Consider the following 26,048-nt stretch of genomic DNA (forward strand, 5'->3'; position numbering starts at 1 on the left):
ATGAAGAAATATAAGACAAATGCATTATATGCAAAAGAAATTAGGCAATCTGTTCGGAGTATCAAGTTTCCAATAACAGTGGGCTTATACTGCTTTACGCTTGCAGTAATTGGACTTTTTACATTAGTTGCGATATCGACTTCAGGCTATCCTACATATAATGCCTACACTATTAAACAAGACTTTATTGTGTTTTATTCAATACTATTTGGATTAGAATTTGGACTTGCCTTATTTGCAGTACCTGCACTTACAGGAGGTACGATTTCAGGAGAGCGAGATCATGGCACTCTTGAAATATTGCTTGCTACTGCACTTGGAACGAAGAGGATAATTATTGGGAAATTGCTTTCTGCCATAAGTAAACAAATGTTCTATGTATTTTCAAGTCTTCCTGTTTTAGCCCTAATATTTACTTTTGGAGGAGCAGGTATAGGAGATCTTGGAAAATATATTCTGCTTATAATACTTATGTCCTTGTATATAGGAAGTTTTGGAATACTTATGTCTACCATTTTTAGAAAAACAAGTACAGCTATGGCAGTTTCATATATATGGGTTATGTTTATTACATTAGGTACAATTTTTATTTCATTTGTAAGCAATGTATTTTCGGCAGTTAATAATGATTTCTTAAATCCTATATTTTTGCTGAATCCTGTAGTTACTATGTTTTCGCTCTTAGATACTCAGATAGGGCTACCGGATGTGATAGGGAATTACATTAATTTTCAAAAAAATACAAGTTTTATTATGAGATACTGGTTTACATTAAGTCTTATTGTTCAAACGGTAATTACAGTAATTAATATATCGGTAGCCGCTTATTTATTAAATCCATTTAGGAAAAGAGTGAATCAATAAAGCGTAAAAATTTCTTCGAAAGTTTAATTTCTAATAACTTATCTTCATACTCGGTTTCATTTAGTTCGTCTATAAAATTTAGTTCATACTTTTTATTTAGCCCACCCTCCATAAGTAGGAGGGCGGCTTTATTGTAGGCTATAGCCGCTGTAGTTTCATTGTCATAACGACCTACTATTACAGAGCCGTTAATGTGAATCTTAACTACATATACAGGCTTTGGAAATTTTTTTTCAAGTCTTACGCCCAAATAGCGATTAATGATCTCCAGGTTTTCATATCTAAAGTCTAGATTATCTCCATTTAAGAATATATAATCTTTTCCGGGGACAGCAAAGTTCCTAATTCCATAGCGATGCATAATATTAGATTGCATCCCATAATCTGCAACAAAATAATGTCTACCTCTTCTGACTATTTTGTGATGTGAATAGTAGAATAAATCCTCAGCTGAAAATTTCATTACTTCAGATGGAGAAAAATAATATTCAAAAAATTTTTTTCTTAAATAGATAGGGTTTTTAATATAGATACCATTATCACGAAAATTAATGATGGCTACCCATTTTTCAAAGTTCAAGTTCATAGTTTCATCATAATCATTAAGGGTTATTTTTGTATGGTCTGCAACTATGGATAAAGCCTCATTATATGCTGCATGAGCGATATTGCTATCCTCGAAACTTCCTAGACTTATATGTTTAGACTTGTAAGTAAAAGAAGCTATATACCAGTTTTTTCCTTTAGAATCCACTCTTTTATATACACCTTTTAATAGTTGTTTCATAATCAATGCTCCTTGAATATAAATGTTGATTTTTGCTTTATGTTATCATGCTTTGAAATATCTGTCAAAAGAAGTAAAAAATCAAGTTAAAAATTATACAAAATTATACAGCTGTAGCATCATAAAAATATACAAAATTCATGTAAAAAATGTTTTGATATTAAAAAAACTTTGCTGAATACCCAAAATTCAGCTTTTTTATTGACAAAGGAGAAATTAAATATTATACTTACGAGCGTAGTTTATGTAACAATTCTGTAATATATTTGCAATATATACCTAAACTATTAAAAAATTGATAATTAGATAAATAGGAGAAAAAGATGAAAAGAGGATTTAAATTATTGTTTTTAGGAACAATATCAGCCTGTCTTTCGCTCACAATGTTACCACAGACCTGTTTTTACAGTGCAAAGGCAGAAACAATAAGTACAGAAGAGGCAGGGAGTGGTGCGACTTCACAAACTGAACTGCTTAATATGGATAACAAGAGCATAGAGGAAGAAGAGAAAGAACTTGCAGCTAAGGAGGCTGAAGAAGAAAAGAAAGCAGCAGAGCTTGCAGCTAAGGAGGCCGAAGAAGAAAAGAAAGCAGCAGAGCTTGCAGCTAAGGAGGCTGAAGAAGAGAAGAAAGCGGCAGAGGCTGCAGCTAAGCAGGCAAAAGAAGAGAAAGAAAAAGCTGAAGAGGCAAAGAAGAAAGCTGAAGAGAATAAAAATGCCTATAATATTAAGATGACTATTAAAGATAAGGCAAATCTTTATCGCCTTGTCCAGTCTGAAGTAGGCTATATGGATGAGAAAAGTAAACTTTTTGTAGCAAGTGTTGTACTTAATAGAGTTAAGCACAAAAGTTTCCCTAATACTGTAACCGGAGTAGTTATGGCACATAATCCAAGAACGGGTGTTTATCAATTTTCACCGGTTAAGCCGGGGGGAAGGTTTTGGAAATGTGAAGTAAGTAAAGAAACTAAAAAGGCTGTTGATAAGGTGCTTAAAAATGGAGATTATTCTAAAGGTGCGATTGCATTTGTAGCAAAAAAATACACAACTGCTAAGGCAGCAGCTTGGTTTGACAATAATCTTCACCATCTTTTCTATCATAATGGACAAGATTATTATAAATACAGATAAAATTAAATATAAGATTGATATATGGAACTTCTGACTTTATATTGCAGGGAGTTCCTTTTTTGTTTACAAAAATCTTACAAAATTTTAAAATAAGTGATAAGATTTATGTTTTATGTTATACTATGGGGAAGACAGTATGCCTTTGTATGATAGGGTATATCATTAAATTAATATATATTAATGAAAGAGAGATAAAAGATGAGACTGAGGGGAAGAATAGTAGTATCATTTATGGTAGTAATGATAATACCATTAATTCTTATTAATGTGGCATTTTTTACTATAATAAAAACCAGATTTTCTTTAACTGATACTGTTGGAGATGAAAACAATATAAACATAATAACTTCAATATCAAATCCGGTCGGTTATGTAAATAAGATTATAGAGGAAGATTACAAAGAACTTAGGACTTATTTAAAGAATGAACAGGAGCATTTAGATGATAGCGAATATTTGGATAACTTTTCAAAAAAAATAGAGAATAAATACTCATCTATTTATATTATTAAAGGGAAGCAACTTATTTATGGAAGTGATAAGCAACTTTATGATAAGATAGTATATGAACTTTATGATTATGTGATTGATTCAGATGAAAGCCTAGGTTATTTTGAAAATAATGGATTTAATGTGATTGTTAGACATGTGGGTACTTTAAATGATGGTTCGAACCTATTTTTTGTAACTAATATGTCTGAATTGGAAAAAGAATCAAAATTAGCATGGGGACAGCTTACAGCAAGTTTTGTGTTGATTATGTTTCTTACAGGCTTGACACTTTCTTACTGGTTATACACCAGTGTTGCAATGCCGATAGACAGCCTTAGAAAATCTGCGAAAGATATTATCAAAGGTGATTTTAACACAGAAATAAAAAGGCATAAGAGAGATGAAATAGGTGAGCTTGCTGATGAGTTTAATAATATGAGAGAACATATTATTGAATTGTTGGAGGATAATATATCTAAAAAACAAAATATGAAAGAAATGGTAGTTAATATTTTTCATGACTTGAAGACTCCGCTTACTGTAATTAAGGGCTATGTAGAGGGGCTTAGGGAGGGAGTCGCTAATACTCCGGAAAAACAGGATAAATATTTAAGTATCATTTATTCTAAGGCTGTGGAGATGAACAGTCTTATTGATGCACTTTCAGCATATGCAAAGCTTGATATGGATGCTATTTCATATAAGTTTATGGAGTTAGACATTAATGAGTATTTGACAGAAGGATTAGATGAAATAAGAACTGATTTGGAAATAAATAATTTTGAAATATATTTTCATCCAAGCATTGAAGAAAGGGTTTCGGTTATAGCAGATGCAGTTCAGTTTAAAAGAGTAATCAATAACCTTATTTCTAATTCTAAAAAATATTCTGCAAAAGGTAGAAAAGGTAGGATTGATATAAGGGTTGAGTTGATGTCTGAATTTGTGCAGATTTCTGTAGATGATAATGGTATAGGTATACCAAAAGAAGCTAGGGCAAAAGTTTTTGAAAGGCTTTATAGAGTAGATGAGTCACGAAATTCTAAGATAGGTGGTAGCGGACTAGGACTGGCAATAGTAAAGAAGATAATTGAGGATCATGGTGGAAAAGTTTGGGCAGAAAGTAATAACGGACAAGGTACGAAGATAATAATGCTTTTAAGAAATGCTGAATTTACTTCAGTTAGAGAAGTTGAGGAGTTGAGAATACAGAAGAGTAAAATAAATGTGTAGTATAAAGGAGAAAAAATGAGTAGAATTTTAATAATTGAAGATGAAGAAGCTATTGCTGAGATTGAAAAGGATTATTTGGAACTTTCGGACTTTGAAGTTGTAATAGAAGAGGATGGAGAAAAGGGATTAGAAAAGGCATTGAGTGAGGATTTTGACTTAATTCTCTTAGATGTTATGTTACCGGGGAAAGATGGATTTGAGATCTGTAAGGAAGTTCGTAAAGAAAAGAAAATACCTATACTTATGGTGTCTGCAAAGAAAGATGACATAGACAAGATAAGAGGGCTGGGGCTTGGTGCTGACGATTATTTATCAAAGCCATTTAGCCCAAGTGAACTGGTAGCAAGGGTTAAGGCACATCTTGCAAGATATGAAAGACTTGTAAATTCTTCTGAGGAACGAAATAATTTTATTGATATAAGAGGAATTAGAATTGATCGTACTGCAAGAAGAATTTTTGTGAATGAAGAGGAAAAAAGTTTTACAACTAAAGAGTTTGATCTGCTTACCTTTTTAGCAGATAATCCAAATCATGTATATTCAAAGGAAGAGTTGTTTAGAGAAGTTTGGGGAATGGAGTCTCTAGGTGATATAGCTACGGTGACAGTTCATATTAAAAAGATTAGGGAAAAAATTGAGGAAGATACAGCAAATCCACAGTACATTGAGACTATATGGGGAGTTGGATACAGGTTTAAGCTATGATGGTGCAAATTATTTATGAAGATTTAGACCTTATTGTATGTGTAAAACCTGCAGGAGTATTATCCCAAGGGGATAAGGCAGGTAATAGAGATATGGTAAGGGAACTAAAAAAATATCTGGTAATGGAAGCTAGGAAAAATAAAATTAAATTATCCAAAGAGCCTTATATAGCTGTTCTGCATCGCTTGGACAGAAATGTAAGAGGGATAATGGTTTATGCTAAAACAAAGAGAGCTGCAACCGGTCTTTCACAGCAGATAAGGGAGAATAGGATATCTAAAAAATACATGGCTGTAGTTAATTTTAATATTCTTGATACTAAGCCTGTTATAAATGTATGGGAAAATAGGCAGGATTTTATGGTGGCAGATAAGTTAAAAAATTTATCTGTAATTGTTGATGAGAAATTTGAGGGTGCAGAAAAGGCAGAGCTTAATTATAGGGTTCTTAAAGTTTTAGGCAATAAGGCTTTAATTGAGATTGACCTTATAACAGGAAGACATCATCAGATAAGACTTCAGCTATCTCAAGTATTTAACGGGATAGTTGGTGATACGAAGTATAATAAGGACTATAAAGATATAGATGGATGGCAGGAACTTGCACTTGAGGCAGTAAGACTATCCTTTATACATCCGATAAGCGATAAAAAAATGGATTTTGTAATTCCTGTAACGGGAAAAGAGTTTGGAGAATTTAATGCAGAAAATCATTTATAAACTTATAATTATTACACTTATATTTATTCTGTCAGCAGGATATTTTATAAGTAATATTAAAGAAACAACATATACTGATAAGATAGAAAAGACAGAAATGTCTGAGGCGAGTTTTCCGACAGTCAGTATGCTAAGAGGAAATAAAGAGATTAATTTGTTGCATGGATATGGACAGGAACTTGACAACTTTGGTATAAGACAAGAAATAACTCCTTTAGAAAATAATAAGACTATAAATTTCATTATAAATACTTATGGAAATAAGATAATAAGAGTGGAGTATGAAGTTAAGGATAAAACAGATAATATAGCAATATCGAGTGGAGAAGTACAGGGTGAGGAGCAGGATGATACAGGAAGACAGAAGGTTTCTATAAAGTTGGACACTGAAATATCTCAAGGTATGGATTTTCTACTTAAATTAAGACTTGTAAATGAAGATGGTAAAAAGTTTGTATTTTTTACAACAATTAAATTTACAAGAGGTGATAAATTTGTAGAGAATTATAGTTTTGCTGAGAGATTTTTTAAGGCAACATTTAATAAAAGTGATGAAAAGGCTATTAAGCCTTATCTTGAACCTGATGGAAGTATGGACAATATGAATTTTGCCTATGTCAACATACATTCTTCCTACGATATTGTGACTTGGGGAAAGCTTTCTCCTGAGTGCCTTGCAAAACCTTTGATAAATGTAGTTGAAAATTCTGAAAACATATCGGGAATAGCTTATAGGTATATAGTAAGGACAAAGGGTGACAGTCCAAATTATTATTCAGTAAAAGAATATTATCGTATAAATAGAATTGAGAATACGGCATACTTACTGGCCTTTGAGAGAAGAGTAGAAGAAATATATAATCCTGAAAAGACTTCGGTTTCAAAGAGCCAGCTAAAGTTTGGGATTACTGACAATGTTAGTAGTGGATATAGCTTGAATAAGGCACATAAGTTTATTGCATTTGTAAGAGAAAGGGCTTTATGGTGCTATGATACTGAAAATAACAAGATTAAAAGAATATTTTCCTTTATAAGCGAAGACTTTTCAGATGAAAGGACATATTATGATCATCATAATATAAAAGTTCTTAGGATGGAAGATAATGGAGATTTTTATTTCGTAGTATATGGATACATGAATCGTGGTGTATATGAGGGAAAGACAGGGATTGTGTTGTATAAATATTTGGCGAATGAGGACAGAATAGAAGAACAGTCTTATATTCCAGTTAATCTTCCAGCTCAGTTTTTTGAGGGTGGATTATCCGATTTCAGTTTTGTAAGTTCAGAACAATTTTTTTATTTCTCACTACATGATAAAATTTATTCATATAGCCTTGTAAAGAGAAAGTTATCTGTTTTGGCGGAAAATATTTCGGGAGGCTCATATCTTGCACTATCTGAAAATAATCATGTAGTATGGCAGGAATCACCGGATATAACCAAGACAAAAAAATTGATAATTATGGATCTTGAAACCAGAAAAAGGACGGAAATAGATGCACAAAAGGACTCAGTTCTTAGGCTTTTAGGTAAAATATCCGGAAATTTTGTGTATGGAATTGCATATGAAAAGGATATAGTTAATAAAAAGAATGGAAGTATACTTATTCCGTATAAAAAGCTTGTCATTTCAGATATAAATGGTGGAAGTTTGAAAATTTATGATAGAAAAAATATTTATATTACAGGGATAAATATTGTTAATGATACTATCGAACTGGAAAGAGTGGAGAAAAAGGGAGGTAAATTCGTAAGAATAAGGATTGATCATATCTTAAACAATGTAGTTAATGGTAATTCAGAGGTTAAAGTTGTAGACAGGCGAACTGATAAATATTTAACAGAGTATTATCTGACTCTACCTTATGGGTTGAAACTTGAGAAAAATCCGGAAATAAGTTTATTAACTTTAAATACAGTAATAACAAGAGATTTGACTATAAGGTTGGGAGAGGATGGTAAAGAGAATAAGGACAAATATTTTGCCAATATATCAGGTGAGTTTGTAGCCTCTTCCTATAAGGTGGCGGATATGATTAAGCTTGCAGATGATAAAATGGGATATGTGCTTGATATGGAAGGTAATCTTGTTTGGGAGAGAATAAGGCTTGACTCGTCAGCAAAGGCAGATGAGGCAGATGTGGACTATATTTACGAAGAAGATGATAGTATACACTCTGCAATTCGGCTGTTTTTGACAGCAAAGGGAATATATATTTCCAGTGAAGATTTGAATAAGGGCAATTCTGTTCTGGATGTGCTTAAATCTCAGTCGGAAATTACAGCTATTAATCTTTCGGGGATAGAATTTAACAATATTTTTTATTATATTAATAAAGGAAATCCTATAATTGCAATGAAAGATAATAAGACAGCTGTTTTAATTACGGGCTATACACCGCAAAATATAGAGATTATGAATGTAAAAACAGGTAAGACAAGCCTTATGGATAAGAAAGAGGCAGAGAAAATGTTTAAGACAGCCGGAAATATATTTATTTCAGCATTGAACTAGGAGGTTTTGCAAATGTATGATGTGATTGTAGTAGGAGCAGGCTATGCAGGGGCAGTATCGGCTAGACAGCTTGCCGATAAAGGTAAAAAGGTACTCATTTTAGAAAAAAGAAATCATATAGGTGGGAATGCCTTTGATGAGCCTGATGAGCATGAAATTTTAATCCATACCTATGGACCACATATTTTTCATACCTCAAGTAAAGAGGTGTATGATTTTCTTGGAAAATTTACAGAGTGGAGGCTTTATCACCATAAGGTGGTTGGCAATGTATATGGTAAATTTATACCAATACCATTTAATATAAATAGTATAAGGCTCGTGTATAACGAGTATAAGGCGAATAATCTTATAGAGAAGTTGATAAATGAGTATGGAAGAGAAACGGCAATTCCGATACTGCAACTTCGAGCCAACAAAGACGAAGACATAAGGGAGTTAGCAGAATATGTTTATGAAAATATATTTGTAAAATATACAGGAAAGCAATGGGGAGTTGCACCTGAAGAGATAGATGAGGCAGTTACAGCAAGAGTTCCTGTAATTTTAACAGAGCAAGATGGGTATTTTACGGATGATTATCAGGCAATGCCGAGGGATGGTTATACGAGGCTTTTTGAAAGAATGCTTTCTCATCCTAATATTGAGGTAAGATTAAACATAGATGCTAAGGACTGTATTAAATTAGAAGGTGGGCAGATTTTCTTTGAGTGTATAGAATTTGATGGAGATGTCATATACACAGGAATGATAGATGAACTGTTTGAAAGATGTTTTGGTGCTTTGCCCTATAGGTCACTGAGATTTGAGTTTGAGCATTATCATAAAGAATCTTATCAGCCGGAGGCGGTGGTCAATTACACAGTTGATGAAGATTTTACACGAATAACGGAGTTTAAGAAGATGACGGGGCAGCAGGCAGCAGGTACTACTATAGTGAAAGAATATTCACTTAATTTTGAGCCTGATACAGAACTGATACCTTACTATGCGATATTAAATGATGAAAATAAAGCTTTATATGAAAAATATTTTAATCTTGCCTCAAGGTATAAAAATTTATATCTTTTAGGAAGGCTTGCAGAATATAAATATTATAATATGGATGCAATTACTAAAAAAGCCTTAGAGCTTTGTGAAAGGATGGTATAATGAAAGTTTTAAGTGTTGCAATACCTTGTTACAATTCGGCAGAATATATGAGCCATGCTATAGACACTCTGCTTGCAGGAGGAGAAGATATCGAAATTATTGTTGTAGATGATGGTTCTGCAAAGGATAATACATTGGAAATTGCAAAAGAGTATGAGAAAAAATTTCCAAACATTGTAAAAGCCATACATCAGGAAAATGGTGGGCATGGAGAGGCTGTAAATACAGGACTTGCTAATGCAAGCGGTGTATATTTTAAAGTAGTTGACTCTGATGACTGGGTAAATACAGATGCTCTTGGAAAAGTAATGGACTTACTCCGTTCAGTGATAAAAGGGAATAATACCTTGGATATGTTGATATGTAACTATGTATATGAGAAAGTAGGGGAAGAGCCAAGTACAGTGAGATATACAAATTGCTTGCCTGAGAATAGGTTTTTTACTTGGTCGGATGTGGGTAGATTTAAGAATTCGCAATATATTCTCATGCATTCTGTATTTTATAGGACAGCCCTGCTTAAGGAAATAGGGCTAAAGTTACCGGAGCATACATTTTATGTAGATAATATTTTTGTATATAAACCTCTGCCTTTTGTAAAGACTATGTATTACATGGATGTAGATTTTTATAGATATTTTATAGGAAGAGATGACCAGTCTGTTAATGAAAAAGTAATGATAGGAAGGATAGAGCAGCAGCTTAAGATAACTAGGATTCTTATAGAGTCACATGATTTAAGCAGATTAAAAGAACCAAAACTCAAAAAATATATGGCAAAGTATCTTGCAATTATGATGACTATATGTACTGTCTTTTTGATAAAATCCGGTAAACCGGAAAACATGGAAAGGAAAAAGGAAATATGGCATTATCTAAAAAAATATAACCCTAAGATGAACAGAATGATTAAGCATACATTGTTAGGAGCGATAATGGGTATGCCGGGTAAAGGAGGAAGGAAGATTATAATTTGGGGTTATGAGGTAGCTAGAAGGGTGTATAAATTTAATTAGAATAAGTCTTGCAAATAAATTACTAATGACTTAGACTAAGGAGGTAGTTATTGAGAAAATAAGTCATCAGTAAAAGGAGAGATTTATGAAGAGGGATAAAATTGCCTGTAATTGTGAAAATGTAACTTATGGAAAGATAATAGATGCTGTCAATTCAGGAGCAAAGACTTTTGAAGAGGTATCAGAAATTACCGGATGCAGTACAGGCTGTGGACAGTGTCAGGAATTTATTGAAATATTTGTTAGGGATTTAGTTATGTTCCCTGAAGATAATGCGTAAATAGTTAAAGGAGGTCTTATGTTAGAAGTAGGAACTAAAGCACCTGATTTTAGTTTACCTGATCAGAATGGTATAATACATACACTTGCAGAATACAGAGGAAAGAAGTTGATTATTTATTTTTATCCTAAGGATAGTACTCCCGGCTGTACTAAGCAGGCTTGTGGATTTTCCGAGAGATACCCATTATTTTTAGAAAAAGGTGTAGAAGTTATTGGAATTAGTAAGGATAGTGTAGCATCACATAAAAAGTTTGAAGAAAAGAATGGGCTTGGTTTCACCATACTTTCAGACACCGAGTTAACAACTATAAAGGCTTACGATGTATGGCGTCAGAAGAAGATGGCAGGAATAGAGTATATGGGAGTGGTCAGGACAACATATCTTATAGATGAAGAGGGAATTATTATTAAGGCTAATGATAAGGTGAAGGCAGGAAAAGATCCTGAAAATATGCTTGGTGAAGTATAAGTCAAATAAAAATAAGCAGGAAGGAATATACTCTCTTTCCTGCTTATTAAATTAAGCGCCTAACATTATCTTGTCAGTCCAGTTGATAGAATCCATGTACCAGCCTACAAGACGGTTGCTATCAATTTGTAACTGCTTAGATAATATATCTATTTCTGTCCACTGTCCCTGTTCATAAGCTTCTGCAAGCTTTAATACAGGAACGAGAGCACCCTCCCCCTTGATTAAAGCATCTTTAATATCATCACTTATTGACAAATCATTCATAGCTTCTTCCATAGTTAAATCAAGCATTGCATCCAATACACTGAAAAGGCACATAAGCGAGATTTCAGATGCTCTTGGATAAAGGATGCCACAGTTGTTTGAAACAAGTTCACCAAATTTAGATCTTATAAGAGCTATTCTAATAAGTTCATTAGGTTTGTTTACTGATAAATCTTGTAACATCATTATATGAACCCATCGCTCAAAATCAGAAAGCCCCATCTTTATAAGAGCTGACTTCACCCCTTTTTGTATGTTATCATCCTTTTTACTGACTATATTTAATAGCCGGTAGGCAACAGAAACATCGGTTTCTAATATTTCCGAGAGTACACGAAATGAAGGATCTTCGGAATGAAGTTCGTTCAGTATTCTTCTGTAAATTGTTATGTCAGGCTTTTTACCTTTAAGTCCGGCAACAATGACAGGTTTACTGAAAAAATATCCTTGAAACAAGTGAAATCCCATTTTACGTGCTTCGATGAATTCTTCTTCAGTTTCCACCTTTTCAGCAAGCAAAACTTTTTTACGATTCAAAGCCTCCCTTACCTCATCTCTGATGGTATTTAAGGGAGTAGCAATAAGATCGTATTTTATTATGTCTGCAACTGGAACAATTTTAAAATCTTTAATGCTATGTACAAAATCATCAAGAGCTATTCGGTATCCTTCTTTGTGTAAGCTCTCAAGACGGCGTATTAATCTTTTATCCACTTCTACATCTTCCAAAACTTCAATAATAAGAGTTGAAGGATCTACCAATTCTATTGAGTTAGAGAGTAAGGAATTGTAATTAAAGTTTACAAAAGCTTTTTTATTACCAACTATTTTTTCTACACCAAGTTCAAATAAGCCGCCCAGCACAACAGCAGTAGAACTTTCTGCACTTGTTCCTGTATAAGCCATAGAGGTGGTACTGTTTCTGAAAAGTAATTCATAACCATATACATCTTTTTTCTTGTCAAATATGGGCTGTCTTGCAATGTACATATTAGGCATCCCTTTCTAAGTATAATATGTGTAAAAGCTATTAATCATCTAAGAACATTAATAAGTATAACACTATTTGAGTGATTTGTTAAGTAAATAATTGTAAATATAAATGCCTTATTTTTACCATTTATTTAGTTTAAAATGCATATATTTGGAATGGAGGTATATTATGAAACTTGCAGAAGCATTACAAGAAAGAGCAGACTTGATAAAAAACATAGAAAGACTTAGGTCAAGGGTAAGGAATAATTCGCATGTGCAGGAGGGAGAGAAACCTGCTGAGAATCCTTTAGAGCTTATAAAGGAGATGAATGGTTGCATAGATAGGTTTGAGTATCTTGCAGGCAAGATCAATAAGACTAACAATGAAACTATGATTGGGAACATGACGATAACAGAGGTAATTGCCAAGAAGGATGCACTCATCCTCAAGGCCTCGGCTTACAGAGATTTTGTATATGAATCCAGCAGCATAACAGGAAGGGCAAGAGGTACAGAGATTAAAATACTTCCAACTCTCAAGGTGGTTGACCTTCAAAAGGAAGTGGATAGGCTTTCGAAAGAAATAAGGCAGCTTGACAATAGTCTTCAGGCAACTAATTGGAGTACAGAGCTTGTAGAAAACTGATGAAATTAAACTTAGTTGGTAGCAGATTAGGGCGAATGTAAAAATTGAATTTTATTCATATAATAGTGGTGGTTAAGGTAAGCCGGGGGTTCGATTCCTAGTGTTATAGTTATGACCATTATCTTGTACAAGTGTATGATTTAAGATGTTTATAAATTAATACCATACATTGACTAAGAAGCGAGGGTGGGACTGGGGGACTAAGAGTTTTATATGTTAGGTAGAGCTGCTTTGTGAGGCTCTTTTTTTACTTTATAAAAGTTGGATAAGGACAGTTTTTTTAAAATAGGAATTGCAAATAATAATGAATTAATATATACTTTAATAAAACAGTACTTGGACAGAAAAAATAAAGTAGGAGTAAAATGAAAATAAAAAGAAACAGATATTTGAATAAACTAATAAGCCGAATGAATAATGGTTTAATAAAAGTAATAACAGGAATAAGAAGAAGTGGGAAATCATATCTCTTATTTAATTTATTTTATGATTATCTTATCAATAGTGGGGTACCTGCTGAAAATGTTATAACGATTCCCCTAGATGATGAAGATTATGCAAGATATTGTAATCCACATGAACTCTATGAGTATATTAAAAATAAAATAGAGGATAAAGGTGGGAAGCTGTACATTTTTATTGATGAAGCACAATATGCAATTACAAAAGAGGAAATGAAAAATCGGGATAAACCGATTAGATTATATGGAGTTTTAAATGGTTTATTAAGAAAGAAAAATATAGATGTTTATATAACAGGAAGTAATTCCAAGTTCCTCTCATCAGATATTTTAACAGAGTTTAGAGGACGTGGTGATGAGATACATATATTACCATTGTCGTTTTCCGAATATTATCCTGCAACAGATAAGGATAAATATGATGCCTGGCAGGATTACCTGTATTATGGTGGACTTCCGCACATCTTAGCTGAGACAAACGGAGAAATGAAAAGCACTTATTTATCAAGACTCCATAAAGAAATATATTTGAAGGATATTTGTGAACGTTACAATTTGCGTGATGAGCAAGGAATGGAAGCACTTATGAAAATAGTGGCTTCGGCAGTCGGTTCACTTACAAATGCTAAAAAAATATCTGATACATTTGTAAGTAATGGGAATAATACTCTCTCTGTACCTACGATATCAGGCTATTTAACCTATCTTACAGAAAGTTTTATAGTGGAAAAAGCTGAGAGATATGATATAAAAGGGCGTAAATACATAAGCACTCCGTCAAAATATTACTATACGGATTTAGGTTTGAGAAATGCATTATTGAACTTTAGACAGTTCGAAGAAACTCATCTGATGGAAAATGCGATATATAATGAGCTGATATATAGAGGATATAATGTAGATGTAGGCGTGGTTGAAACCAGAGAAAATGTGGATAATAAGAAAATATATAAACAGCTTGAAGTTGATTTTGTTGCAAATCAAGGTAGCAAAAGGTATTATATACAATCAGCCTTTGCTCTTCCTAACAAAGAAAAGATTGAGCAGGAACAGGCATCTCTTGTAAGAATACCTGACTCATTTAAGAAAATAATGGTTGTAAACGGCAATCCGCCGGTTTGGAGAAATGAAAATGGAATTACGATAATGGGAATATTTGAATTTTTGTTGAATGAGGGAAGCCTGGAGTTGTAGTTATTTCTTTCTAAATACAGCAGCTCCGAATAAGAGTAAACAGCCCATTATTATATAAATATAATCAAAGGGGCTGTGCACTAAGAACTAGTGCACAGCAACATGGAAAAAAATTATAAATGGTAAAATAAAGTGTCAGTATAAATGAGTAAAAAAGTACACCAAACAATAAAATCATGTTATCATAAATTCGACCAAAAACCATGAAAGGATTTTATTGTTTGATGCAAGATAAGTATATCGCAAAAAGAAGAAGAGGTAAACATTTAACTTTCTTGAGTTTCCGTATTTTATCCACAAGTCACTTTTAATTACAGTTTTACAACAAATTTTTTTCAAAAAATCCCATAAATATAAGGAATCCTTCTCATTTTTGATGTATAATTTAATCACCACAAAAAACATACTAAACAAAAATTAGGAGGACTCCCAGTGGTTAATTTTACATCAAATACTTATAAAATGAAACTGGAAATTTTAACTTTTTCAAATAAAATTTCAAAAAAACTTTCAAAGTCCGAAAGAAAGTTCATGGCTGATATGAATTATGGCATGTTAGCATCAGGAAGCTGCCTACTGACAGACATAGTTGACAAACTTCACGAACCATCCAGAAAAATCAATGTCGTGGACAGGCTTTCCAACCACCTTGCAAAAGGCATACCGGCATACGCTCTCAACTCTTATCTTTCATCTGTTAAAAAATGGTGCCCTGAACATCCCGTGGTACACATTGATGACAGCGATGTTGTAAAACCCGGCGGATATAAATTTGAATCGCTCTGTTTAGTGCGTGACGGTTCTGAAAGTACTGCCAAGAAAAACATTTATAAAAAGGGATATCATGTAACAGAAGCAACCGTGCTGACTAATAACGCCCATTCGGTCAGCCTGTTTTCTAAAATCCATTCATCAAATGAAAAAAACTTTACATCAATTAATGATATTACTTTTTCTGCAATTGAAAGGGCTGTCTCATTGTTTGGAAAGGCAACTTTTGTAATGGACAGAGGATATGATGACAATAAAATGTTTCTTAAACTTGCCTCTATGGAACAGGACTATGTGATACGCCTTACTGTAAGAAGAAGGCTCTTGTTACATGGCAGGTGGGTATCCGCAGCAGAACTATGTAACAGACGAAAAGGTAAGGTGAAACTTACGCTATTCTATAAAGGCAAAAAACATGAAGCATATCTTTCGCATATAAAAGTTCAGATAACAGCTTCCAGAAAAGACATTTTAACAGTACCACTTTTTAATGTAAAAAATTCCTAAATCTTCTTTGTATTTAAGGATTTACTAATTTTATTAATGCAGTTTACGGAAACTCAAGTTAACTTTAGCAGAGAGAGCAAAAATAGAAGTATATCTTAAAGAAAAAAAGACCAAAACCTATATAGCAGAGAAAATAGGCGTTTCAGAAAGAACTATCTACAGAGAAATAAATCGAGGGACAGTCCTATTTAAGAACTCTGACTTAAGAGAAAGAAAAGAGTATGCCTATGATGTTGGGCAGAGAAGGTATATGGAAATCTCTTTCTGAGCCTAAGCCATTCAAACCTGATATATAAGAAAAAGGAAAAGGCTGTAAGGAAGAAGGAAAAGAGGTCATTGAAGCGTGGTGGTGAAATCATTGAGAAAAGGTCTGATGAGATAAATTCACGCCTTACGCTGGGGCATTACGAGATGGATACGGTGGTGTCAGGGAAAGGGTCAAAGGCGTGCTTACTCGTCCTTACGGAGAGGCTAAGCAGGAAGGAGATAATAGTAAAGATAAAGGACAAGAGCAGTGTGTCAGTAGTGGAGGCTCTTGAAGGGCTTAGAAGGATACACAGGGGTAAATTTTCTAAGATGTTCAAGAGCATAACAAGTGACAATGGTACGGAGTTTTCTGATGCGAAGGCTATTGAGGAAATGGGTATAAAGTATTTTTATGCACACAGCTGCTGCTCGTATGAACGTGGAAGCAATGAGAACAATAACAAACTGATAAGAAGATTCATAGCCAAAGGCACGGACATAGGTAGTTTCAGCAAAAAGAGGATCAAAGAGATAGAGAAATTTATGAATAACTATCCGAGAAAGATGTTTGGTGGACTGAGTTCAAATGCGGTCTATAAGAGCCTAGAAAAAAATTATAAAATACTGACATTTAGGGTTGCAATTTATAAGAACTCCTAACGCTAAATTGAATCTTGCAAACTTTATGAGGACACATCTTTATACTTCTCTTTCAGCAGTAAAACTGGGGCTTGATATTTTATTAAAAGAAGAAAATGTAAAGTTTGATAAGCTTCTTGGTCATGGAGGTCTGTTTAAGACTGAAGTAGTTGGTCAGAAGTATCTGGCAGCTGCGGTAAATGCACCGGTTAAAGTAATGAAGCCAGCAAGCGAAGGCGGGGCATGGGGAATGGCACTTCTTGCTTCATATATGGTAAATAAAGAAGAAGGGGAGGCACTTGAAACTTTCCTTGATAAAAATATATTTGCTTTAATGGATAGTGTGACCATAGAGCCTGACAGCGAAGATGTAGAAGGCTTTAGAGAGTTTATAAAGAGATATGTAAAGGGAATTGATATAGAAAGTTTGGCTGTAGATAAGATTTGTTAGTAGACAAATTTACAATGTATATCAGAAAATGTATGAAAAAAGAATTATAAAATACATATTTATTTAAGATAGACCTACCCTTTAATTTCTCCTATATTTTCCTTTATTATGATATTTGATTTAAGGTAATTAAGTTCTTTTTTAGGACTTATGTGATGTATTAGATAATCAATTGCAACTTCTATAGATTTATAACCCTGCATAAAGGGTTGTTGATCTATAGTTGCTGTGATTATACCTTTTTCAAGCATATTTATTGTGCTGCTAAGTGTATCAAAAGTAATAACATACATATCTTTTAAATTTGCGTCTTTAATAGCACTTGTACCTCCTGCGACACCGGCACCGGCAAAGAAAAGAGCTTTTATTTCTTTATGGTTATTTATAAAATTTTTTGTTATCTCATAACTTTTATTATCATCATCATTATTTTCAAGTACGGCTATAATTTCAAGATTTTTATAATTTTTCTTAATAGTATCTCTAAAGCCTGCTAGTCTTTCTGTATGGCAAAGTACCTTTTTTGAGCCTAAAATTATTCCGAGTTTTATTTTGTCTTTAGTAAAGAGCTTCATAAGTCCTGCAGCTATACTACCGGCACTGTAATAGTCACTTCCTACATAAGCAAGTCTTTTAGAATTTTTAATATCTGTGTTTACAGTAATAACAGGTATATTTTCATTATAAAGTTCACCAATTAAATCTCTTATTTCGAAACTATCTAATGGAGATATTATTAGACATGATATATTTTTTTCTTTTAATTCTAAAATTGCCTTTTTTTGCTCTTCCAAGTCAAAGGAAATTTCTTTTCTAATCATAGAAATACCATAGTCTTCGGCCTCTTTTAGTTTTGTCATCATACCATTTATAACATCTATAAAAAATGGATTATGCTTGCTAAAAAGGATAACTCCTATTGTTAATTTCTTTTTTTTGGTAACAAGGGCAAGCCCTGCTTTATTAGGCTTGTAATCATATTTTTCTATTATATTTAATACTTTTTCTTTTATTTCCGGTTTAACGTTACCTCTATTATTTATAACTCTATCTACTGTACCCCTTGAAGTTCCTACAAGTTCTGCAATTTCCTTTATTGTTATCATAAATTAAATAAATCTCCTAAAATAAAGATATTTTGTATTATATCACATTCAACAGCTTTAGTCAAATGGTATAAAATATAAGTGTGCTAAAATTATAAGATATAAAAATCGCACAAAAAACACCTTGACTTATGAAAAAAAATGTGCTACTTTATAATTGTGCACGAACACAAAAAATAATGGAGGTTAGTTATGGGCGAAATATTTAAAAATATTCCAGAAATTAAATTTGAAGGAAAGGAAAGTAAAAATCCTTTTTCATTTAGATACTATGATGCTGATAGAGTGATAATGGGTAAGAAGATGAGTGAGCATCTTCCATTTGCAATGGCTTGGTGGCATAATCTTTCAGCTACAGGAGTGGATATGTTTGGTGCTGGAACAACAGATAAGAGTTTTGGAGTTAAGCCAGGCACTATGGAGCATGCTAAGGCTAAGGTAGATGCCGGTATAGAATTTATGAAAAAACTTGGAATTAAGTATTATTGTTTTCATGATGTAGATCTTATTCCAGAGTGTTCAGAAGACATAAATGTTACAAATGAAAGGCTTGACGAGATTACAGATTATATATTAGAAAAAACAAAGGGTACAGATATCAAGTGCCTTTGGGCTACAGCCAATATGTTTTCTAATCCTAGATTTATGAATGGTGCAGGTTCTACAAATAGTGCAGAGGTTTATTGCTTTGCAGCAGCACAGATAAAAAAAGTTCTTGAGCTTACAGTAAAACTTGGTGGAAGAGGTTATGTATTCTGGGGTGGAAGAGAAGGATATGAGACTCTTCTTAATACAGATGTTAAGTTTGAGCAGGAAAATATAGCAAATTTAATGAAGATGGCTGTAGAATATGGTAGAAGTATTGGCTTTAAGGGCACTTTCTTTATAGAGCCTAAGCCAAAGGAACCAATGAAACATCAGTATGACTTTGATGCAGCAACTTCTATAGCTTTTCTTAAAGAGCATGGTCTTGATAAGGATTTTAAGATGAATATAGAAGCAAATCATGCTACACTTGCAGGTCATACTTTCCAACATGAACTTAGGATATCAAGAGTTAACGGTATGCTTGGCTCTGTAGATGCAAATACAGGTGATCCTATGCTTGGTTGGGACACAGACGAATTTCCACATAATGCTTATGATACAACTTTAGCTATGTATGAAATACTTAAAAATGGTGGTCTTGATGGTGGACTTAATTTTGATTCAAAGAGTAGAAGACCTTCAAATACCTATGAAGATATGTTTTATTCATTTATTTTAGGTATGGATGTTTTTGCCCTTGGACTTATAAAGGCGGCAGAGCTTATAGAAGATGGAAGAATTGAAAAATTTGTAGAAGAAAAATATGCTTCTTATAATGAGGGAATAGGAAAGAAAATCTTAGAAAGAAGTACTACACTTAGTGAGCTTAGTGATTATGCACTTAAATTAAAGAAGCCAAGCAGCCCAGGTTCAGGTAGACAGGAATATTTACAAAGTATACTTAATGATATTTTATTTGGGAGATAAATATGTATTATATAGGGGTTGATTTAGGTACTTCAGCAGTAAAACTTGTTCTTATTAGTAATAAGGGTGAGGTAAAGAATATAGTATCTAAGGAATATCCACTTAGCTTTCCAAAAGAAGGCTGGTCTGAACAGGAGCCGGCCTTTTGGAAGGAAGATGTTTTTAGTGGAATTAAAGAGCTTATAAAAGATTTTGAGAGAAGTGAAATTAAGGCTATAAGCTTTGGTGGTCAAATGCATGGGCTTGTTATTTTAGATGAAGAAGATAAGGTAATAAGACCTGCTATCCTTTGGAATGATGGTAGAACTGAGGCTGAAACTAAGTACTTAAATGAAAAAATAGGTAAGGATAAGCTTTCAAGTTATACAGCCAATATAGCCTTTGCAGGCTTTACAGCTCCTAAAATTCTTTGGATTAAAAATAATGAGCCGGAAAATTTTAAGAAGATAAAAAAGATAATGCTTCCTAAGGATTATATAGTTTATCTTTTAAGTGGGGTACATAGTACAGATTATTCAGATGCTTCAGGAATGCTTCTTCTTGATGTTAAAAATAAATGTTGGTCTAAGGAAATGATTGATATTTGTTCTATAAAAGAAGAAATGCTTCCTAAACTTTTTGAAAGTTATGAAGTAGTTGGAAATATTAGAGAAGATATAGCAAATGAGCTTGGACTTTCATTAGATGTAAAAATAGTTGCAGGTGCAGGAGATAATGCGGCAGCAGCTATAGGTACAGCTACAGTAGGAAATGGAGCTTGTAATATTTCTCTTGGTACTTCAGGTACAGTATTTATTTCAAGTGATAATTTTGCAGTTGATAAGTATAATGCCCTTCATAGTTTTGCTCATGCAGATGGAAATTATCATCTAATGGGTTGTATGCTAAGTGCGGCATCTTGTAATAAGTGGTGGCTTGAAAATGTACTTGAGACAAAAGATTTTGTAAAAGAGCAAGAAGGATTTGATAGCTTAGGAGAAAATAAGGTATTTTTCCTTCCGTATCTTATGGGTGAGCGTTCTCCTCATAATGATGTTTTTGCAAGAGGTAGTTTTATAGGTATGAGTATGGATACAGCTCGTGAAAAATTAACACAGGCTGTATTTGAAGGAGTGGCCTTTGCCCTTCGTGATTCTCTAGAAGTTGCAAGAAGCCTTGGTATAAATATAGATAAGGCTAAGATTTGTGGTGGTGGAGCAAAGAGCCCTATATGGAAAGAAATTATAGCTAATGTATTAAATGTGACACTTGAAGTAGTGAAATGTGAAGAAGGACCAGGTTATGGTGCAGCTATTCTTGCAGCAGTGGGAGCTGGTGAGTTTAGCTCGGTTAAAGAGGCTTGTGAAAGTTTAGTTGAAGTTGTGGAAAGGATAGAGCCTAAAAAGGAAATTGTGGATAAATATGAAAAGGCTTATAGTAAGTTTAAGAAAATTTATCCGGCACTAAAAGAAGTGTTTGGAGAAATAGCAAAATAAATTTAATTTAAGGAGAAAGTTAAATGAAAAAACAAGTATTATCATTATTAATGGCAGGAGTTATGGCGTTTTCTTTAATGGGATGTACAAGTTCTGGCAATAATGGACCCCAAAGTGCTTCTACAAAACAACAAGAAACTAGTGCAAAAGATTCAAGTAAACAAGTATCAAAAACTGTATCTGCTGGAAATAAAGTAGGTATTTCAATGCCTACAAAAACTCTTGAACGTTGGAATAGAGATGGTTCATATTTGGAAAATAAGTTTAAGGAAGCTGGACATGAAGTCCTTATAACATATTCAGATAATAAGATAGATCAGCAGGTTAAAGATATTGAAGGTCTTATAGCTGATAATGTAAATCTTCTTATTGTTGCAGCAATAGATGGAGAATCGCTTTCACAAGTACTCAATCAGGCTAAAGAAAAAAATATACCTGTAGTTGCCTATGATAGACTTATAATGAATACTGATGCAATTAGTTATTATATTTCATTTGATAATTATAAAGTTGGTACAATTCAAGGTGAATTTATAAAGAATAAGCTTGATTTAGATAATGCTGGTGATAAGAAATATAATATAGAACTTACGTGTGGTGATCCAGCTGATAATAATGCAAAATTTTTCTTTGGTGGTGCGATTGATGTACTAAAACCATATATTGATAAGGGTATATTGGTAGTTCCTTCTGGTCAGACTGAGTTTGAACAATGTGGTACAGCTCAGTGGGATACTTCAAAAGCTCTTTCTCGTTTCCAAAATATATTAGGCTCTTATTATTCAGATGGTAAAGTGCTTGATGCAGCACTTTGTTCTAATGATTCTACAGCACTTGGTGTTACACAAGCACTTTCTTCTGATTATGCTGGAACAAATGAAGTTATTATAACAGGGCAGGATGGTGATGAGCCTAACCTTGCTAACATAATTGATGGAAAACAATCAATGACAGTTTATAAGGCTGTTGCAAATGAGGCAATAGCAACTCTTTCGCTTGGTGAAGCAATTCTTAAGGGTGAAACAGTAGATGCAAGCCTTATAGAGAAGGCAAAATGGAGTTTTGAGGCATCTTACAATACAGAATCTTATGATAATGGAACTGGAAAGATTCCTTCATTTTTATTAGTTCCTGTAGCAGTAACTAAGGAAAATATACAGAAAGAACTTATAGATACTGGGTATTATACAATGGGTAGTGATGGTTATCCGCATCCAGTAAATTAATTTTTAGATTACTTTGTGGGGTGGGTATATACTCGCCCTATTTTGAAAGTGAGGGATAAAATATTGGTCGATTATATTTTGGAAATGAAAGATATTAGAAAGACTTATCCAGGTGTAGTTGCTCTTGATAATGTAAACTTGGATATAGAAAGAGGAGAGATACATGCTTTAGTAGGGGAAAATGGAGCAGGTAAGTCAACTCTTATGAATATATTATCTGGTACTATAACTTATAAGGAATATGATGGTAAGATAATATATAATGGTGAAGAATGTAAGTTTAATAAGATTTCTGATAGTGAGGCAAAAGGAATAGTAATTATTCATCAGGAACTTGCTTTAATTCCAGAATTAACTATTGCAGAAAATATGTTTTTAGGTAACGAGAATAAAAATAAATTAGGACTTATAGATTGGAATCTTACTAATAAAAAAGCAAAAGAAGCTATGGATATTGTTGGTTTAGAGTCTGATAGTAATACTTTGGTTAAAGATATTGGTACAGGAAAACAACAATTACTTGAAATTGCTAAAGCTATTTCAAAAGATGTTAAACTTTTGATTTTGGATGAGCCAACATCATCATTAAATGAAGCAGATTCTAGAAAACTTCTTGATATGTTAATAAAATTTAAGAAGGAGAAGGGAATTACTTCAATTATTATAACCCATAAATTAAATGAAGTTGCTTATTGTTCAGATAGAATAACAGTTTTAAGGGATGGAAAAAGTATAGAAACTATGGGAAATCCTAATCATGATATTGATGAAGAAAAGATTATTAAGGGGATGGTTGGGCGTGAATTAGTAGATAGATATCCAGTAAGAGAAAGAAATATAGGTAAAGAGATTGTTTTTGAAGTAAAAAATTGGTCAGTATATCATCCTGTTTATACTGAAAAGAAAATAGTTGATAATATTAGTTTTAATGTTAAAAAAGGTGAGGTTATAGGATTTTCAGGTTTGCAAGGTGCAGGAAGAACAGAGCTTTTTAAGTCTCTCTTTGGAAAAAGTTATGGTACAAAAATAACTGGAACAGAGATAATAAAAGGTGAAGATGTTAATCTTAAAAATGTAAAAGATGCCATTGAAAAAGGTTTAGCTTATGCAACAGAGGATAGAAAAACTGATGGTTTGATTCTTACAGAAAGTATAGCAAAAAATACAACTTTAGCAAGAATGGATAAGATTTCTAGTAAAAGAGGTTTTATTGATGTAGAGAAGGAGAAAAAAGAGTCTAAAGATTTGGTTAAGGCAATGAGAACTAAAACTCCTAGTATAGAGCAATCTGTAGGAAATCTTTCAGGAGGAAATCAACAAAAAGTACTTTTAGCTAAATGGATGTTTGCTGAGCCTGAAATATTAATATTAGATGAACCTAGTAGAGGTATTGATGTAGGAGCTAAATATGAAATATATACAATAATTAATGATATGATTAGTCAGGGGAAATCTGTAGTTATGATTTCATCAGAATTACCAGAATTACTTGGTATGTGTGATAGAGTATATGTTATGAATGAAGGAAGGATGGCGGGAGAATTTAGTTCCGCAGAAGCTACTCAAGAAAAAATTATGGGAGCTATATTAAAAGAGCGTGGGGAGGAAGTATAGATATGAAGGCAGGAAATTTTATTAAAAAATATACGATGGTAATAGCCCTTGCTGTTGTATTTATTCTTTTTACAATATTTACTGGTGGAAGGTTGTTACTTGCACAAAATATTTCAAATTTATTATTGCAAAACGCATATGTACTTGTAATGGCCTGTGGAATGTTACTTTGTATATTAACAGGAGGAAATGTAGATCTTTCTATTGGCTCAACTCTTTGTTTATCAGGAGCAATAGTTGCTAAATTATTAACATTAAATGTAAATCCTATTTTAACCATAATTATTGCAATAGTTGCTGCGGCTATAATAGGAGCATGTCAAGGTTATTTGATAGGATATATTCATGTACCTCCATTTATTTGTACTCTTGCTGGTATGTTTCTTTTTAGAGGAATATCAAGAGTGGTGCTTGATTCTAAAACAGTATCTGTAATGAATAAGGATTTTTTAGATTTATTTACATCATATATTCAGATTCCAGGTATAGATTATAATCAGCATGCAATTTCAGCTTTAGCTGTAGGAATAATTATAGCTATAATATTTACAATTTATACTTTAATTAGTAGAAATAAAAAAATTAGAGCAGGGTATGAAGTTGGTTTAATATATGGAACTATTGCAAAGATAGTAGTTTTTGATGTTTTAGTTATTGCATACACATATAAACTTATGAATTATAAAGGTATTCCAATAATGCTAGTATGGATTTTAGCTGTAATAGTATTTTTTATGATAATTACTAAGTATACTGTATTTGGAAGATATTTTTATGCAGTTGGTGGTAATGAAAAGGCAGCAATATTATCTGGTATTGATTCAAGAAAAATATATTTCTTTGCATATTTTATAATGAGTATTTTGGCGGGTTTATCAGGTCTTATGGTGGCAGCAAGAATAGGTTCTGTAGATGGTAATATGGGAAATACTTATGAAATGGATGCTATTGCATCATGTTTTATAGGTGGTGCATCTGCTTATGGTGGATCTGGCAGTATTCAAGGAATAATGATAGGTGCAATTTTACTTGGTGTAATAAATCAAGGTATGTCTATATTAGGTTTACCAGATCAGTTTCAATATGTGGTAAAGGGGCTTGTGCTTCTTGCAGCTGTAGTCTTTGATGTTGTTTCAAATCATAAGACTGGAAAGTAAAAAAGGTTTTATATATGAGAACAAAGATAATTGTAGCTGGTCATATTTGTCTTGATATAACTCCTATATTTTTAAATGAAGAGGTAAAAAACTTAAATGATATATTAACTCCAGGTAAATTAATTGAGGTAGGTAATGCAGATGTACATACAGGTGGGTGTGTAGCAAATACAGGTTTAGCACTTAAGATTTTAGGAGCAGATGTAACTTTAATAGGTAAGATTGGAAAAGATGAATTTGGGGAAATAATTTTGTCTATTTTAGATAAATATGATGTAAAAGAAAATATGATAATATCAGAAAAATATTCTACATCATATTCTGTAGTTCTTGCTATTTTAGGTATTGATAGGATTTTTTTACATAATCCAGGAGCGAAACGCCATGCGTAATTCACCTTGAAGTTTATTCACATAGGCACTGCGATTATC

25 protein-coding genes are annotated in these 26,048 nt (G+C 32.9%); 22 read left to right on the top strand and 3 right to left on the bottom strand.

Translation table 11 applies throughout. The features are described 5' to 3' along the window. Positions 1–864, top strand: a complete 864-nt coding sequence (locus ACTTG8_RS05220; protein WP_442561067.1) for an ABC transporter permease — start codon at positions 1–3, stop codon at positions 862–864. On the opposite strand, the gene ACTTG8_RS05225 is transcribed toward ACTTG8_RS05220, so the two are convergent. After that, on the bottom strand, positions 842–1,651 hold the full coding sequence (locus ACTTG8_RS05225; protein ID WP_442561068.1) for a hypothetical protein: 810 nt from the start codon (positions 1,649–1,651) through the stop codon (positions 842–844). The two genes, ACTTG8_RS05220 and ACTTG8_RS05225, sit on opposite strands and share 23 nt — an antisense overlap. Before the next feature lie 323 nt (positions 1,652–1,974). On the opposite strand from ACTTG8_RS05225, the gene ACTTG8_RS05230 reads away from it, so the two are divergent. From ACTTG8_RS05230 to ACTTG8_RS05270, 9 genes are all read left to right on the top strand, one after another. Next, positions 1,975–2,781, top strand: coding sequence for a cell wall hydrolase (locus ACTTG8_RS05230; RefSeq protein ID WP_442561069.1), 807 nt, complete (start codon positions 1,975–1,977; stop codon positions 2,779–2,781). Between the two features lie 198 nt (positions 2,782–2,979). Continuing rightward, positions 2,980–4,506, top strand: coding sequence for an ATP-binding protein (locus ACTTG8_RS05235; protein WP_442561070.1), 1,527 nt, complete (start codon positions 2,980–2,982; stop codon positions 4,504–4,506). A gap of 15 nt (positions 4,507–4,521) precedes the next feature. Continuing rightward, the gene (locus tag ACTTG8_RS05240) at positions 4,522–5,211 is read left to right on the top strand and encodes a response regulator (protein ID WP_442561071.1); all 690 of its coding nucleotides are present in this window, start codon (positions 4,522–4,524) and stop codon (positions 5,209–5,211) included. Further along, on the top strand, positions 5,208–5,930 hold the full coding sequence (locus ACTTG8_RS05245; protein ID WP_442561072.1) for an RluA family pseudouridine synthase: 723 nt from the start codon (positions 5,208–5,210) through the stop codon (positions 5,928–5,930). Before ACTTG8_RS05240 ends, ACTTG8_RS05245 begins: the two co-directional genes overlap by 4 nt. After that, positions 5,911–8,448: a hypothetical protein gene (locus tag ACTTG8_RS05250; protein WP_442561073.1), complete on the top strand. Its 2,538-nt coding sequence runs from the start codon at positions 5,911–5,913 to the stop codon at positions 8,446–8,448. The genes ACTTG8_RS05245 and ACTTG8_RS05250 overlap by 20 nt, the downstream gene beginning before the upstream one ends. 12 nt (positions 8,449–8,460) lie before the next feature. Continuing rightward, positions 8,461–9,600, top strand: coding sequence for a UDP-galactopyranose mutase (gene glf / locus ACTTG8_RS05255; RefSeq protein ID WP_442561074.1), 1,140 nt, complete (start codon positions 8,461–8,463; stop codon positions 9,598–9,600). Next, positions 9,600–10,616, top strand: a complete 1,017-nt coding sequence (locus ACTTG8_RS05260; protein ID WP_442561075.1) for a glycosyltransferase family 2 protein — start codon at positions 9,600–9,602, stop codon at positions 10,614–10,616. Before glf ends, ACTTG8_RS05260 begins: the two co-directional genes overlap by 1 nt. An 85-nt stretch (positions 10,617–10,701) precedes the next feature. Next, a complete protein-coding gene (locus tag ACTTG8_RS05265; protein ID WP_442561076.1) occupies positions 10,702–10,896 on the top strand; it encodes a (2Fe-2S)-binding protein in 195 nt (64 codons plus the stop codon). 18 nt (positions 10,897–10,914) lie between these two features. Continuing rightward, positions 10,915–11,367, top strand: coding sequence for a peroxiredoxin (locus ACTTG8_RS05270; RefSeq protein WP_442561077.1), 453 nt, complete (start codon positions 10,915–10,917; stop codon positions 11,365–11,367). A gap of 51 nt (positions 11,368–11,418) precedes the next feature. Here the strand turns inward: ACTTG8_RS05270 and ACTTG8_RS05275 are convergent, their stop codons facing one another. Then, the gene (locus tag ACTTG8_RS05275) at positions 11,419–12,624 is read right to left on the bottom strand and encodes an EAL and HDOD domain-containing protein (RefSeq protein WP_442561078.1); all 1,206 of its coding nucleotides are present in this window, start codon (positions 12,622–12,624) and stop codon (positions 11,419–11,421) included. Positions 12,625–12,796: 172 nt separating this feature from the next. Between ACTTG8_RS05275 and ACTTG8_RS05280 the strand changes: the two genes are divergently transcribed. From ACTTG8_RS05280 to ACTTG8_RS05305, 6 genes are all read left to right on the top strand, one after another. Beyond that, entirely contained in the window at positions 12,797–13,255 is a 459-nt protein-coding gene (locus ACTTG8_RS05280) for a DIP1984 family protein (protein WP_442561079.1), read from the top strand. 365 nt (positions 13,256–13,620) lie between these two features. Beyond that, positions 13,621–14,910 (top strand): ATP-binding protein, encoded by a 1,290-nt coding sequence (locus ACTTG8_RS05285; RefSeq protein ID WP_442561080.1) that lies wholly within the window; start codon positions 13,621–13,623, stop codon positions 14,908–14,910. Positions 14,911–15,342: 432 nt separating this feature from the next. Next, a complete protein-coding gene (locus ACTTG8_RS05290; RefSeq protein ID WP_442561081.1) occupies positions 15,343–16,188 on the top strand; it encodes a transposase in 846 nt (281 codons plus the stop codon). Positions 16,189–16,270: 82 nt separating this feature from the next. Next, positions 16,271–16,456: a hypothetical protein gene (locus ACTTG8_RS05295; protein WP_442561089.1), complete on the top strand. Its 186-nt coding sequence runs from the start codon at positions 16,271–16,273 to the stop codon at positions 16,454–16,456. Between the two features lie 68 nt (positions 16,457–16,524). Beyond that, positions 16,525–17,094, top strand: a complete 570-nt coding sequence (locus ACTTG8_RS05300; protein WP_442561082.1) for an IS30 family transposase — start codon at positions 16,525–16,527, stop codon at positions 17,092–17,094. A 25-nt stretch (positions 17,095–17,119) separates the two neighbouring features. Beyond that, a complete protein-coding gene (locus tag ACTTG8_RS05305; protein WP_442561083.1) occupies positions 17,120–17,524 on the top strand; it encodes an FGGY-family carbohydrate kinase in 405 nt (134 codons plus the stop codon). 74 nt (positions 17,525–17,598) lie between these two features. Here ACTTG8_RS05305 and ACTTG8_RS05310 read toward each other — a convergent pair whose 3' ends face one another. Beyond that, positions 17,599–18,630, bottom strand: a complete 1,032-nt coding sequence (locus ACTTG8_RS05310; RefSeq protein WP_442561084.1) for a substrate-binding domain-containing protein — start codon at positions 18,628–18,630, stop codon at positions 17,599–17,601. A gap of 192 nt (positions 18,631–18,822) precedes the next feature. Here ACTTG8_RS05310 and xylA point away from each other — a divergent pair, with 192 nt between their 5' ends. The 6 genes from xylA (at position 18,823) to ACTTG8_RS05340 (ending at position 26,009) form a co-directional block, all read left to right on the top strand. Beyond that, on the top strand, positions 18,823–20,145 hold the full coding sequence (gene xylA, locus ACTTG8_RS05315; RefSeq protein WP_442561085.1) for a xylose isomerase: 1,323 nt from the start codon (positions 18,823–18,825) through the stop codon (positions 20,143–20,145). Positions 20,146–20,147: 2 nt separating this feature from the next. Further along, on the top strand, positions 20,148–21,620 hold the full coding sequence (gene xylB, locus ACTTG8_RS05320) for a xylulokinase (protein ID WP_442553741.1): 1,473 nt from the start codon (positions 20,148–20,150) through the stop codon (positions 21,618–21,620). Between the two features lie 23 nt (positions 21,621–21,643). Then, positions 21,644–22,846, top strand: a complete 1,203-nt coding sequence (locus ACTTG8_RS05325; RefSeq protein ID WP_442561086.1) for a substrate-binding domain-containing protein — start codon at positions 21,644–21,646, stop codon at positions 22,844–22,846. Positions 22,847–22,909: 63 nt separating this feature from the next. Beyond that, positions 22,910–24,460: an ATP-binding cassette domain-containing protein gene (locus ACTTG8_RS05330; RefSeq protein WP_442561090.1), complete on the top strand. Its 1,551-nt coding sequence runs from the start codon at positions 22,910–22,912 to the stop codon at positions 24,458–24,460. A gap of 2 nt (positions 24,461–24,462) precedes the next feature. Further along, a complete protein-coding gene (locus ACTTG8_RS05335) occupies positions 24,463–25,617 on the top strand; it encodes a sugar ABC transporter permease (RefSeq protein WP_442561087.1) in 1,155 nt (384 codons plus the stop codon). 14 nt (positions 25,618–25,631) lie between these two features. Continuing rightward, positions 25,632–26,009, top strand: coding sequence for a carbohydrate kinase family protein (locus ACTTG8_RS05340; protein WP_442561088.1), 378 nt, complete (start codon positions 25,632–25,634; stop codon positions 26,007–26,009). Positions 26,010–26,048: the final 39 nt, after the last annotated feature.

It is taken from the genome of Catonella sp., assembly GCF_052173895.1.
Lineage (GTDB): Bacteria > Bacillota > Clostridia > Lachnospirales > Lachnospiraceae > Catonella.

Bases quoted from the DNA above. Each gene is read 5' to 3' on its own strand.
- ACTTG8_RS05220 (WP_442561067.1), top strand. From the start codon at position 1: ATGAAGAAATATAAGACAAATGCATTATATGCAAAAGAAATTAGGCAA.
- ACTTG8_RS05225 (WP_442561068.1), bottom strand. From the start codon at position 1,651: ATGAAACAACTATTAAAAGGTGTATATAAAAGAGTGGATTCTAAAGGA.
- ACTTG8_RS05230 (WP_442561069.1), top strand. From the start codon at position 1,975: ATGAAAAGAGGATTTAAATTATTGTTTTTAGGAACAATATCAGCCTGT.
- ACTTG8_RS05235 (WP_442561070.1), top strand. From the start codon at position 2,980: ATGAGACTGAGGGGAAGAATAGTAGTATCATTTATGGTAGTAATGATA.
- ACTTG8_RS05240 (WP_442561071.1), top strand. From the start codon at position 4,522: ATGAGTAGAATTTTAATAATTGAAGATGAAGAAGCTATTGCTGAGATT.
- ACTTG8_RS05245 (WP_442561072.1), top strand. From the start codon at position 5,208: ATGATGGTGCAAATTATTTATGAAGATTTAGACCTTATTGTATGTGTA.
- ACTTG8_RS05250 (WP_442561073.1), top strand. From the start codon at position 5,911: ATGCAGAAAATCATTTATAAACTTATAATTATTACACTTATATTTATT.
- glf (WP_442561074.1), top strand. From the start codon at position 8,461: ATGTATGATGTGATTGTAGTAGGAGCAGGCTATGCAGGGGCAGTATCG.
- ACTTG8_RS05260 (WP_442561075.1), top strand. From the start codon at position 9,600: ATGAAAGTTTTAAGTGTTGCAATACCTTGTTACAATTCGGCAGAATAT.
- ACTTG8_RS05265 (WP_442561076.1), top strand. From the start codon at position 10,702: ATGAAGAGGGATAAAATTGCCTGTAATTGTGAAAATGTAACTTATGGA.
- ACTTG8_RS05270 (WP_442561077.1), top strand. From the start codon at position 10,915: ATGTTAGAAGTAGGAACTAAAGCACCTGATTTTAGTTTACCTGATCAG.
- ACTTG8_RS05275 (WP_442561078.1), bottom strand. From the start codon at position 12,624: ATGTACATTGCAAGACAGCCCATATTTGACAAGAAAAAAGATGTATAT.
- ACTTG8_RS05280 (WP_442561079.1), top strand. From the start codon at position 12,797: ATGAAACTTGCAGAAGCATTACAAGAAAGAGCAGACTTGATAAAAAAC.
- ACTTG8_RS05285 (WP_442561080.1), top strand. From the start codon at position 13,621: ATGAAAATAAAAAGAAACAGATATTTGAATAAACTAATAAGCCGAATG.
- ACTTG8_RS05305 (WP_442561083.1), top strand. From the start codon at position 17,120: ATGAGGACACATCTTTATACTTCTCTTTCAGCAGTAAAACTGGGGCTT.
- ACTTG8_RS05310 (WP_442561084.1), bottom strand. From the start codon at position 18,630: ATGATAACAATAAAGGAAATTGCAGAACTTGTAGGAACTTCAAGGGGT.
- xylA (WP_442561085.1), top strand. From the start codon at position 18,823: ATGGGCGAAATATTTAAAAATATTCCAGAAATTAAATTTGAAGGAAAG.
- xylB (WP_442553741.1), top strand. From the start codon at position 20,148: ATGTATTATATAGGGGTTGATTTAGGTACTTCAGCAGTAAAACTTGTT.
- ACTTG8_RS05325 (WP_442561086.1), top strand. From the start codon at position 21,644: ATGAAAAAACAAGTATTATCATTATTAATGGCAGGAGTTATGGCGTTT.
- ACTTG8_RS05335 (WP_442561087.1), top strand. From the start codon at position 24,463: ATGAAGGCAGGAAATTTTATTAAAAAATATACGATGGTAATAGCCCTT.
- ACTTG8_RS05340 (WP_442561088.1), top strand. From the start codon at position 25,632: ATGAGAACAAAGATAATTGTAGCTGGTCATATTTGTCTTGATATAACT.